General features: G+C 52.4%; 7 protein-coding genes. 4 read left to right on the top strand and 3 right to left on the bottom strand.

The features are described 5' to 3' along the window. Window positions 1–529: matrixin family metalloprotease (locus tag FYZ48_RS12265; RefSeq protein WP_149340709.1), on the top strand; the 529-nt coding region annotated here is incomplete at its 5' end. 192 nt (window positions 530–721) lie between these two features. Here FYZ48_RS12265 and FYZ48_RS12260 read toward each other — a convergent pair. Together FYZ48_RS12260 and FYZ48_RS12255 are read right to left on the bottom strand one after the other, a co-directional pair. Next, window positions 722–1,423, bottom strand: coding sequence for a 3-keto-disaccharide hydrolase (locus FYZ48_RS12260; protein ID WP_149340705.1), 702 nt, complete (start codon window positions 1,421–1,423; stop codon window positions 722–724). Between the two features lie 146 nt (window positions 1,424–1,569). Next, window positions 1,570–3,336 carry an arylsulfatase gene (locus tag FYZ48_RS12255; RefSeq protein WP_149340702.1) on the bottom strand — a complete coding sequence of 589 codons (1,767 nt, stop codon included), beginning with the start codon at window positions 3,334–3,336 and terminating at the stop codon, window positions 1,570–1,572. Window positions 3,337–3,597: 261 nt separating this feature from the next. Between FYZ48_RS12255 and FYZ48_RS12250 the strand changes: the two genes are divergently transcribed. From FYZ48_RS12250 to FYZ48_RS12240, 3 genes are all read left to right on the top strand, one after another. Next, window positions 3,598–4,923 (top strand): MFS transporter, encoded by a 1,326-nt coding sequence (locus FYZ48_RS12250; RefSeq protein ID WP_149340698.1) that lies wholly within the window; start codon window positions 3,598–3,600, stop codon window positions 4,921–4,923. A gap of 240 nt (window positions 4,924–5,163) precedes the next feature. Then, window positions 5,164–7,365, top strand: a complete 2,202-nt coding sequence (locus FYZ48_RS12245; RefSeq protein WP_242022612.1) for a sulfatase-like hydrolase/transferase — start codon at window positions 5,164–5,166, stop codon at window positions 7,363–7,365. A gap of 79 nt (window positions 7,366–7,444) precedes the next feature. Then, window positions 7,445–10,753: a DUF4838 domain-containing protein gene (locus tag FYZ48_RS12240; RefSeq protein ID WP_187781991.1), complete on the top strand. Its 3,309-nt coding sequence runs from the start codon at window positions 7,445–7,447 to the stop codon at window positions 10,751–10,753. A gap of 11 nt (window positions 10,754–10,764) precedes the next feature. On the opposite strand, the gene FYZ48_RS12235 is transcribed toward FYZ48_RS12240, so the two are convergent. After that, window positions 10,765–12,093 (bottom strand): sulfatase-like hydrolase/transferase, encoded by a 1,329-nt coding sequence (locus tag FYZ48_RS12235; protein WP_149340688.1) that lies wholly within the window; start codon window positions 12,091–12,093, stop codon window positions 10,765–10,767. Window positions 12,094–12,104: the final 11 nt, after the last annotated feature.

Genomic DNA, 12,104 nt, shown 5'->3' with positions numbered 1-12,104 from the left:
CCGTATCCAGCGGGTCGGACCGCTGATGGCGGCCGCCGGTGTGAGCAGCACTGCGGCTCCGTCGATCACCCAGTCTGACCTGGACTCGGTCGTGGATGCGGCTCTGAGTTACTGGGAAACGCTGGGTCTAAGCGACGCGCAGCTGGAACTGCTGGGTTCGGTGAACTTCGTACTGACCGACCTGCCGGATGCAATGCTCGGTGGTGCTGCGGGAACAACGGTTCTGATCGACGTCAACGCCGCCGGTTACGGCTGGTTCGTGGATGGAACGCCGCTGGACAGCAGCGAGTTCACACTGCTGGATGGCAGCCTGCTGGCCGGTTCCGGTAGCGACGCCTTCGGTCAGATGGATCTGCTGACAGTCGTAATGCACGAACTGGGTCACACACTGGGTCTGGAAGACCTGGACTCAGACGGTACCCTGATGAGCGAGTCGCTGGACGTCTCCGAACGTCGCCTGCCGAGTGCAGACGATCTCGACGACTTCTTCAGCGGTATCGCCGGCGGAGACAACCCGCTCCTGGACTAATTAAACCAGTCCAGTGACAAACAGTCCCGACAGGCCCCCGGAAACTCAGGTTTCCGGGGGCTATTTTTATTGGGAGTAAAGTCTGATAGAAGATGTCGTAAACAGAGGTACTATCTTTGACTGGGTACACTAAAACAGCCACCTGAGTTCGAACCCAGATGGCTGTTCTGAAATATCAATTGTTCTTATGAACTATTTCAGTTCTTTGATTTTGATGTTTCGCCAGCTGACCTGTTTGCCAACTTTTTCAGGATGGTTGCCAACACCATGTACCTGCAGAGCGATAAAGCCTTCAGAAGTGAGACCATCTTTGAGATCTGCAGCAGGGACACCGTTGATCCAGGTCTTGATGGAATCACCTTTGCAGACGATGCGGTAGTGATTCCACTCATTCTGCTTGAAGGCTTTCTGAGCAGCCTTATTATCAGCCAGGTTGTTTAGCCAACCGCGACGAGCTTCATCATAAATTCCACCTGACCAGGCGCGATCGGAGGGATCGATTTCTACCTGGTAGCCGTGTACACGACCAGCGGGGATTTTTTTCTTCAGTTCTTTACCATCATCACCTTTGTAGACGATAGTTCGGTCATCGTCATGAACGTTACTACGAATCTGGATTCCCGAGTTCAGCAGCGGATCCACTTTGAAATCGACTTCGAGTTCAAAGTCGCCATAATTTCTGTCGGTACATAGAAAACTGTTAGGGGTTTTAGGGACCGAAGTACCGACGATCGTGCCATTGACGACTTCATATTTGGCCGTTCCACCTTTTTGGACCCAGCCGTCAAGAGTTTTACCATCAAACAGTGGTTTGAAGCCCTTGTCTTCAGCATAGGAGGTGATATTCATCAGGAGTGCGAGGCAAAACGCAGAGAGTGTCAGTTGAACTTTCATAGTTTATCCATCAGGTTAAGTGTTTTAAAAATTGCCAGAAAACGGTTGTCAGGCAGCATTATGACTGGGAGAACGGGAGGATACCAGTCATAAAACAGAGTTTCCTTCCGCGTCCGCGTCAATCGGCGTCGATAGATCAGACGCTGTTAATCGATGCGGTTTAGAATCAGCAGACGAAAGTCCATCACCTGCTTGCCGGGGATCTCAATCGCCCGCAGGGTCAACTCACCAGTCCCTTTGGGAAGCTGGATGTTCCCCAGGACCAGTGGCTGAAAATCCTTGACCAGGGACTCTGAACGTTGCGCCCGGTCCTGTTCTGCACCAACGAGAGGAGGATCGTGCGCTTCAGTAATCTTGCCTGTCAGGCGACTGTCTTTGAAGTTCAGTTCGACGGTCGAACCGACATCATCTGCCGGGCAGGTATAATAGATTATTGCCTCGTAGGTGCCTGCCTGATCCACTTCTGCATCCCAGGTGATGCTGTCCTGTGGGCTGGTCCAGTTATAGAAGAAGCTGCAGTTGGGATGCCGGGACGAACGTTTAATCTCACCGTGAGAAATGGCGTCGCGAGCGGGCAATTGAGTTGATTTCGCGCCGCCGTAACCAATCAGAAAAGGGCGGCTTTCTTTGGGATAGCCGTGGGGCCAGACTGAACTTTTCCAGTCTTTGACAGCCTGTTCAAGCTTCTGAGTGACTTCAGGCCGTTCACCGGCGATGTCTTTCCGCTGACCGGGATCCTGCGTCATGTCATAGAGCTGTCCTTTCTCAGAGAGCCGATACTGATCGGTACGGACGCTGACTCGCTGACGCAGGCTGGAGAAGATCATCCGGTTCGGCCAGGAACTGGCGTCCCCCATGATCAACGGTTTCAGGCTCACGCCGTCAATCGGTTTTGGTTCGGGACGTTCAATCCCAGCCAGATCGGTCAAGGTTGGCAGGAGATCAATCGCACCCGCGACCTGGTCCACCTGACGTCCTGCGGGGATATGTCCGGTCCAGCGGATCACAAACGGAGAGCGCACACCGCCTTCATCCAGTGAACCTTTCTTACCTTTCATGTCCCCGTTCCAGCGAAAACCGTTGGGGCCATTATCGGAGAAGTAGAGCACAATGGTCTCATCTTCGATTCCGAGTTGATTCAGTTTCTTCAACACGCGTCCGACATTCCAGTCCACGTTTTCACACATGGCCAGCGCGGCACGGAGATGATCTGACTGTTCTTTCTCGGGATCGCGATGGTGCATTTTCAGCTTTTTATCTGAAAAACGATCCCAGTATTCGTCAGGGACCTGCATGGGGGAGTGAGGTGTGCAGTAAGGCAGATAGGTAAAGAACGGTTTGTCGCGTTTTACCTGCTGATCAATGAACGCAATCGCTTTGCTGGTGAGATCATCGGTAATGTATCCCTCACCTTTCACAAACGTGCCATTATGATCGAGCATGGGGCTGAAGTAGTGTCCCCAGTGTCCTGAAGTGAAGCCGTAGTACTCATCAAAGCCTTTGGCATTGGGATGATTTGGATATTGAGTGCCGTTATGCCATTTCCCAAAAGCGCCGGTCGCATAGCCGGCTGCTTTGAATGCCTGGGCCACCGTAAATTCATCGGAATTGAAGCGTTCTTCCCCTTTGGACACCCCAGTCGTTCCGGTGCGGGCGTGGTAACGTCCGGTGAGAAAGGCGGCTCGTGTGGGAGCACAGACCGCGCCTACATAAAAGTGGTTAAACCGCACACCCTCTTTGACGAGCGAATCAATATTCGGAGTATGCAGATTCGTGTTGCCATTATGACTGACATCTCCCCAGCCCTGGTCATCTGCCAGGAAGACAACAATATTGGGATGTTTCTGAACGTTGGCCAGAAGGTTACCGGTCAGCAGGCAGACCAGCAGACCGAGTGTGAGAATTGGTTTCATAATAATTGCTCTTGAATAAGGAACGCTGAAGCAAGTCTATGTGGTTGGAATTCATAGTAGCGGATTTTGTCTGGCAGTTCACGTATCTGGAGAAGGAAAACTGACAACGGGCTTTTTGATAAGAAGGTTTTTTAATTGCTTTCTCGAACCCACTTGTGCCATCATGAAGAGGCATGAATTGCGCTCACCCTGATTTGGTACTGATAACAGAGGCTACGGGAAGAAATACTCAGCCTCTGGAGTGGAGTGAATATACCACTGATGGATTCTCCAGCAGACAGCCTCTCCCTGAATGATTCCAAACCGACACGGGTGCGTTATCTGGTACTGGCTGGTTTAAGCAGTGGTTTTCTACTGGCCTATCTGCCACGCGCAGGACTGGCTCCTCTGGCGACTACGATTCAGCAGGATCTCAGTCTGGATGATCTGCAGATGGGACGCGTGCTGGCTGCTTTTTATGCCGGTTATTTCCTGTTTCAGATTCCGGGCGGCATACTGGGACAGAAACTGGGGAATCGGCTGGCGTTACCTTTACTCCAGCTGACAGCAGGCATTGCGAATCTGTTAACGGCCCTGGCAGCTTCATTCGGACTGATCTGGTTTTCACGTCTGTTGCTGGGACTGGCACAGGCCGGTATGGTTCCCTGTTCGGCACAAGTGATTAAGAACTGGATTCCCGAAGCGAAACGCGGCACAGCCAGTTCTCTGATGGGCAGTTTCATGTCCGTGGGGAGTATCATCGCCACAGGGGTGACTGCTGCATTGGTTGACCCGTTGGGCTGGCGTCTGCCCCTGGTATTGTTCAGCCTGTTCTCTGTCTGCTGGATGTTACTCTTTTTCCTCTTATTCCGTGATCGTCCGCAGGACCACCCGAAAACGAATCATGCTGAAGTGGAACTGATTAATGGAGCTGACAGGAATGCCGTCTCAGAAAATAAGGCAACAAGCTCAACGCCGATTCGTCAGTTATTCATACGAATGGTCTCGAATGCGAGTCTCTGGCTGTTCTGTCTGCAGTCCATATTCCGGGCGTTTGGATACGCATTTTTCATTACCTGGTTCCCCGCTTACCTGCAGCAGTCCAGTGGCGCATCTGTGCAGAAAGCAGGACTGTTGGCGATGCTGCCGCTGACAAGTATCGTGTTGGGGACCCTGGCGGGAGGGCGTCTGATCGATCTGATTTATCAATGGACGGGCAACAAATACTTCAGCCGTTCGCTGCTCAGCGCCGGGTCCTCGCTGATCTGTGCAGTCTGTATTCTTCTGGCCAGTCAGGTCCCTGCTGAAGATGCCGTTTACCTGATTTCCTGCGGAACGTTTCTCTCCGGCATGGGGAATCCCGCGATCTGGGTGACGTCTATGGATCTGGGAGGCAGGCATACATCGGTCATTATCGCGATTGTGAATATGGCAGGCGTTGTGGGGGGCTATCTCTCACCCATCGCAGTGGGCGTCTTATTCACTTACATCAAAGCAATGCCGGTACCGGAGTGGAATCTGGTACTTTACCTCTTTGCTGGAATCTATCTGGGCGCAACCTTGAGCTGGGCATTGATCAATCCCCGTAATTCCCTGTCTGAAAACTGAGGGCTGAGTATCTGAGGTTGAGAGATAGTGAACGTTGTTTAAGAAGGTAACGTCCCCTCAGGAAATTCCTGCTCAACTGTCGCCTTTGCCTGCTCGTCCGGTTAAACTAAGGGGACCATTTATTTCATTCCGGTAGATTATCTCCCCGTATAATTTCTGAAACTGAGCCCGGTTTGTCTGCAACACGAACAAACCTCACATGCTCCCTGTGACTCTGGCGCGAGTCTGGAAATGAACCTCATGATTGGGAAATTCAAAAGTTTACTCCTGCTGACTGCTCTCCTTTTACTCTCCCTGGGAAAATCGGAAGCAGCAGATCGACCGAACATTGTCTTTTTCTTCGCCGATGATCAAACCACCAGCACGGTTGGCTGTTACGGTAATCAGGTGATCCAGACACCCAACATTGATGAACTTGCCAAACGAGGCACTCGTTTTGAAAAAGCATACGTGAGCCAGGCAATCTGCTGGGTCAGTCGGACGACAATTCTGACCGGGTTAACGGGACGCAGTTACGGAACTCCCGCGAATCCGGAACAGGCACGACCCGACGCGGTGCAGACGCTGTATACAGATCTGCTACGAGAGCAGGGGTATCGAACCGGTTTCTATGGGAAATGGCATGCGAAGATGCCGAAAGATTTCAAGCGGGAAGCGCACTTTGATGAGTTCGAAGCGATCAGCCGCAATCCTTACTACAAGAAGCAACCGGATGGCAGCCTGCGGCATGAGACCGAATTAATCGTTGATCGCGGGATCGAATTCGTCAAATCGCAACCCAAGGGGAAACCCTTCGCCTTAAACCTGTGGTTCAATGCCTGTCACGCAGAAGACAGTGACCGACGTCCCGGAATTGGACACTTTCCCTGGCCGCGTGCTGTCGATGGTATGTATGAAGACATTGAAATCGCGCCACCTCGTCTGCGGGATCCCGAAATCTTCAATGCACAACCGAATTTCCTGCAGACCACGATCAACCGGGAACGTTATTTCTGGCGCTGGAATACGCCTCAGAAGTATCAAACTAATATGCGGGCTTACTACCGCATGGTCAGTGGGATCGATGGAGCAATCGGGCGGTTCCTGAAAGCACTGGAAGAAGCCGGGCTCGCTGAAAATACCATCATCGTATATTCAGCTGATAACGGCTACTACATGGCCAATCGCGGTTTTGCCGGAAAGTGGTCACACTATGAGAATGCACTGCAGGTACCACTGATTGTCATGGATCCCCGTGTTCCGAAAGAAGAACAGGGCAAAGTGACTGACGCACTGGCGCTGAATCTTGACCTGCCCGCAACGTTCCTGGACTGGGCAGGCGTGGATGTCCCCAAACGCTACCAGGGACAGAGTCTCCAGCCCGTCGTGAAGGGAGCGAAACCAGCAGACTGGCGAACTGAAACATTTCATGAGCATTTCGCAGTACGCAATCGAATTCCGGCCTTCGAGGGGATTCGTGACGGAAACCTGAAATATGTACGCTACTTTGACCACGATAACTACGAGTTTCTACATGATCTGGAGGCAGATCCAGATGAACTGATCAATCTGGTGGGAAATCCCAAGTATGCAGAGCAGCTTCAGGCACTCAGAGATCGTACGACAGAGCGAGTCAAAGAGCTGGGAGGCCCTTTAGATCCACTGCGCGGTGGATTTCGGGATTCCACGGTTCCCTATCCGGTCGCTTCTGCAGCCGTTGGTGCCCGCGCGGGCAAGGATGGTTTTGTCAGTGTCTTCGACGGCAAAACGCTCCGGCACTGGACCGGCGATCCACAATACTGGTCTGTCGAAGCAGGGGCTCTGACGGGTAAGACGGATGGTTCTCTGAAGATGAATCGTTTCATTACCTGGAAAGATTCCACAATTCGTAACTTTGACTTACGAGTCAAAGTGAAAGTGACAGAAGGGGGCAACAGCGGGATTCAGTACCGGGGAACCTCTCGTCCCGATCTCGGACTGGATATCGTAACCGGCTATCAATGTGATGTGGTGGCCAATAATCCGAATTACAATGGTATGCTCTATGAGGAGAAGGGACGTCGAATTCTCTCGCACACCGGTGAGAAAGTCATCGTCGCACCCGATGGTCAGCCCTGGGTGGTTGGTAAGATGCCCGTCAAAACATTCGCTCCCGATGAATGGCATGATTTCCGAGTGCTGGTGCGTGGCAATCATCATGAACACTGGATTGACGGTCATAAGACTGCAGACTTGATCGACCTCGATCCCAAAGGTCGGGCACTGGAAGGTGTGCTGGCCGTTCAGGTACACGTTGGACCGAAGATGAAAATTCAATACAAGGATTTCAAAATCAAGCATCTGCCAGACGATCTGCCTTTAGAACAGGCTGAGGATCATCCGATTCCCGCAGATGCTTACGGTGTTCGTCCCCAGGGACGCCTGCCCAGGAATTGGAAGCCGCCGGTTTACGGCAAACAGTAATCGGCTGCCGGCTGGTGCTGAAAGTACGCTCGCTACAGTTTGACAACTGATTTCACCTTAGACAGTGATGGAGTTCAAAATGCGGATTTCACTTCTGCTGGCTGGCATTCTGTGGTGTTTCACTTTTGTGCTGGATACGGGAACTGCTGCGGAACAGTATCTGGTCAGGGATGGGCGGGCGGAAGCAGAAATCGTGATTGATCCTGCAGCTCAGCGCAGCACGCGTCTGGCTGCCCAGGAACTTCAGAATTATCTGAAAAAGATTTCGGGAGCAAAACTGGAAATCGTCACTGAGACGACGGCTAAGGTGCCAGTCAAAGTTTTGATCGGGGTGAGTAAAGAAGCAGAAAAGCGGGGAATCACGACTGACGGACTGAACGCAGGAGCCTACCGGATTGTTGCGGGCGACAACTGGCTTGCTATGATCGGCGACGATACCAATTTCGTGCCGATCGAACCCTGGCCCCGCAATCATCGTGATCTGGCCAGTGGTAAAGTACAGGCGGCCTGGAATGCGATTACTGGTGAGCACTGGGGCTACCCTCATTCTCAACTCTACAAGCATTACACGGGTTCAACGGGTCTGTTTGGAACACCGAATGAGCAACTGGTCGACAAAACAGGCCAGGTCAATGTGTGGGGCTTTGACGAAAGAGGTTCCTTCAACGCGGTCTGCGGATATTTACGGAGACTGGGTGTGCGCTGGTATCTACCGGGGGAACTGGGAGAAGTCATTCCCCGGCAGAACACGATTCCACTACCGGTGATCGACGAAGCGGTACAGCCCGATTTTCCGCTGCGGACGATTAATTTCCGTCTCGGTGTGTATGGTCGCGATGCAGCCATGTGGGCCATGCGGCTGGGGGTAAGACAACCCTATGGTCGGCAGGCTGCCCACGGCCTGGATCATATGACGCACAATACAGAGACGCTTGAAAATCATCCTGAATGGTTTGCCCTTTATGGCGGAAAACGTGATACCCAGCCGGGGAAACGACTGAATCAGCTGTGCTACTCGAATGAGGAATTGTTCCAGCAGACCGTGCGCTATGTGCGAGCCCAGTTTGATCATTTCGATATGGATGTCGTGTCGGTGATGCCCCCTGATGGCTATACCGCGATCTGTCAATGTGAGCATTGTGCAGGCAAGGATACTCCTGATCGGGGTTACCGCGGTGCGTTTTCCGATTATGTCTGGGAGTTTGTGAATCGAGTGGCCAGAGAGGTTCGTAAAACGCACCCGGACCGCAAAATCTCGAACTGTGCCTATGGAACTTATACGCTGCCTCCTGAAAAGATCGACCGCCTCGAACCCAACGTACAGGTAATCATTGTGGGGGGAAGAAGACCGACGTCTGCAGACCGGGAAGAACTCCGCCAGTTGCGTGACGCCTGGGTAAAAAAAACAGCGAACCCGATCATTATCTTCGAAAACTATCCCTTTACCGGACGGGGCTTCTATCTGCCGGCTTTTATTCCTCACGTACTGGGCGAGAGCATCAACGAGACCAAAGGGATCTCGAAAGGAGAAGACATCTGGCTCACGATGGATTTTGGCGAGAATGCGATCGGCTATAACCACTTTTTGATTTACTTCACCGCGCGGATGTACTGGGGGGGAAAAGACCAGAATGTGGATGATCTGTTCAACGAGTACTGTGACTTGTTTTACGGACCTGCTGCCCAGGAAATGCGCACTTTCTTTCTTTACTGTGAAGAACACTGGCGCGAGATGGAGAAAGAGGCTGAGAAGGCCAGTTGCGCACTGGAACTGTTTTCTGTCGCGAAAGCGAAAGTGCAAAGTGACTCCGTCTATGGCCGGCGAATGGCACTCATCGACAATTTCCTCAACGGACTGCGAAATAAAAGTGTTCAACTGGCGCAGAAACGGGGACCGGTCCCTGTTTTAAGACTGGTGGGTGATTCCCGTGGTGAAATTGTTATCGATGGGCAACTTGATGACCCACTCTGGCAAAACTGCCCTACCGCTTCGACTGGAAGCCTGCGTGAACTGCAGACCGGACGCTTACCCGTTTATGGCACATCAATCAAATCACGCTGGGTAGGCCGTGATCTCTATTTTGCGATCCGATGTGAGGAAGCACCGGGCGAGCAGCCCCGCAGCACCACAACAAAAAATGAAGATCAGGCAATCTGGTTTGGTGATGCGATCGAAATTCTGCTCAGCACAGAGTCGCATAGTTATTATCAACTGGCCATCAATCCTGCCGGGGCGCTGATTGATCTGGATCGAGGGGCCGATAAGAAGGACTGGTTCCGCTGGGATTCACAGGCTGAGGTCGCTACCCAGATCAAAGATGGCTACTGGACTGCAGAAGTGCGGATTCCCGTTGTCCAGGATGAAAACGATCCCCTGCATCAGGTAATCGGACATCGTCCTACAGTGAGCCTTCCCTGGCACATTAATGTCTGTCGTCAACGAATTCGTGACAATGGTGCTGAATATTCGGCATTCGCGCCGACTGGGACTTCGGGATTTCATCAGCCAATGAAATTTGCCTACTTTTATCGGGGACTGTCACACCAGTTCGCAGCCGATCCGAGCGTGACAGATTACCTGATTACGAGCAAAAAAGCAGAAACACTGATGCGGCGCCGCAAGTATCAGTCTGCTCAAGATCTGTTCCTGGCCCTGGCTGCAGAGAAACCGATCACGGATCTGCAGAAATCTGTGGCACTCCAGCAGGCGGCGGAATGTGCCCGTCACCTGAAACTGGAATCACAAGCGGAATCGCTGACTGAAAAAATACCACTGGAAACGATTGCGAAGACGGTGCGGATGCAGAATCTGCTGGCAAAGCGAAACTATACTGAGTTGATTCAGCAGTTCCAATCAGAGGATTTTCATTCTTGGCCATTCAGTCAAGTCGGAGAAGCTGCTCTGGCGCGGGGAATGGCCTGTTTACGAATGAAGCAGGGAAAGGCTGCTGAGACCGATCTGACACTGGCGTTGAATTATACCCCGGACCCACGCATCCGCTCGCAGATCCTCCTGTTGCTGGGAGAAAACCGAGAACACAATCTGACGAATGAAGCCGGGGCTCTGAAGGCGTATCGTCAGAACTACGAGGGCGCAGAACGAGTAGGTTCAGCAGATCAGTTCCGCTCAATTGAGGGAGCGGCTCGAATTCTCACGAAACAGGGGAAATACGACGACGCATTTCAGGCGCTGGAAAAAGCCGATATCGATCAACTCAAAGGATTCTGGCGCCATGAAATGCAACTTGCGAAGGGACACACGCTGGCTGCTGCGGGTAAAAAGCAGGCCGCGAAGCAGATTTACCAGAGTGTGCTGCAGGACAAGACCTCATCTTCAGGGCACCGCCAGCGGGCTGAGGAACAGCTCAAACAACTGGGGGCACCCTGATTCCCAAATGATTAATGGGTCGGCTTTAAAGGTCCCTGCATTTTCGTAAGCGTGTCTTGCAAGGAATCATAGTTACGTTTCGCTTTTCCAGATAACGCATCTGTGTTCAGGGGAGTCTTCTCCAGCGGGTCCTGTTTGAGGTCAAAGAAGCGGCCGTCATCGTAGAGTTTCCAGTTCAGCGAACGGACACACCGTTTACCCCGGTGTTCAATAAAGATCCAGTCGCGACGATCTTTTCCGGAAGCCCCTTTGAGAACTTCAGCAAAACTGACTCCATCCCGGGGAACGCCATCATCCTTGAGGCCGGCGACATCCGCGACCGTCGGCAGGTAATCGGTCAGGTCAACCATGGTGTTAACTTCCTGGCCTGCTTTGATGTGTCCCGGCCAGTTTGCGATCAGGGGGACCCGGGTACCGGTATCATCCAGTTTACCTTTGCCGCCAGGGACGATTATGTTGTTCCGTACCGAAACCACTTTAGGACGCACCATCTTCCCCTGTTCGTTGACATACAGGTAGCTCGCAGCGGGTGTCCCGTTATCGGTGGTGAAGAGGATCAGGGTATTGTCGCGGACTCCCATTTCATCCAATGCAGTTACCAGGCGACCTACCATGTCATCCATGGATGTCATCATCTCTGCAAAGGTCAGCCAGTGCCCGTCATGTGCGTAAGCGACATGCTTTCCTTTCAGGTCATCAGTCACATCATGACAGAGGGCCATCGGGTAATAGGCGAAAAACGGCTTCCCTTCTTTATGGCTCTCTTTCATGAAGTCAATCAGAAAATCGGTGTAAATATCCGGCCCATATTTGCCCTCGGTGTTTTTCAGCAACTTGCCATTCTGATAAATCAGTGGATCATGATAGCGGCCTCCTTCATGCCAGCCAAACAGACACCACTTGTCAAAGCCGACGCGACTGGGGTGATCCAGGTCGTTTTTCATAAAGCAGAGCTGCCATTTTCCAGCAACAGCAGTCGCATAGCCGGCCTGCTGCATGCGATCTCCAATGCAGATCCCCTCAGCAGCGTCTGGAAAGTCTCCCCATTTCGATCCTGCTTTACCAAACCGGAACGGATAACGGCCGGTCATCAGACAAACGCGAGAGGGGTGACAGACGGGCATCGAGTATGCCTGGGTGAATTTAAGACCTCGCTGGGCCAGCTTATCAATGTGGGGAGTCGGGTAGCTCTGTCCCCCATAACAGCCGATGGCGTCACTGCCCACATCATCCGCCATAATGAGCAAAATGTTGGGTTGGGACTCAGCGGCAGACAGGACAGCCGGGGAAATGAACAGCAGCGCGAACGCCAGTGTATAAACAAACTTCAGGGCAGGCATGGGGAAACTCC

Origin of the sequence: Gimesia chilikensis (assembly GCF_008329715.1) — a bacterium.
Taxonomy (GTDB): domain Bacteria; phylum Planctomycetota; class Planctomycetia; order Planctomycetales; family Planctomycetaceae; genus Gimesia; species Gimesia chilikensis.
This window is presented reverse-complemented; position numbering and strand designations above follow the sequence as displayed.

Excerpts from the sequence above, each read along its gene's own strand:
- FYZ48_RS12260 (WP_149340705.1), bottom strand. The coding sequence starts at position 1,423 with ATGAAAGTTCAACTGACACTCTCTGCGTTTTGCCTCGCACTCCTGATG.
- FYZ48_RS12255 (WP_149340702.1), bottom strand. The coding sequence starts at position 3,336 with ATGAAACCAATTCTCACACTCGGTCTGCTGGTCTGCCTGCTGACCGGT.
- FYZ48_RS12250 (WP_149340698.1), top strand. The coding sequence starts at position 3,598 with ATGGATTCTCCAGCAGACAGCCTCTCCCTGAATGATTCCAAACCGACA.
- FYZ48_RS12245 (WP_242022612.1), top strand. The coding sequence starts at position 5,164 with ATGATTGGGAAATTCAAAAGTTTACTCCTGCTGACTGCTCTCCTTTTA.
- FYZ48_RS12240 (WP_187781991.1), top strand. The coding sequence starts at position 7,445 with ATGCGGATTTCACTTCTGCTGGCTGGCATTCTGTGGTGTTTCACTTTT.
- FYZ48_RS12235 (WP_149340688.1), bottom strand. The coding sequence starts at position 12,093 with ATGCCTGCCCTGAAGTTTGTTTATACACTGGCGTTCGCGCTGCTGTTC.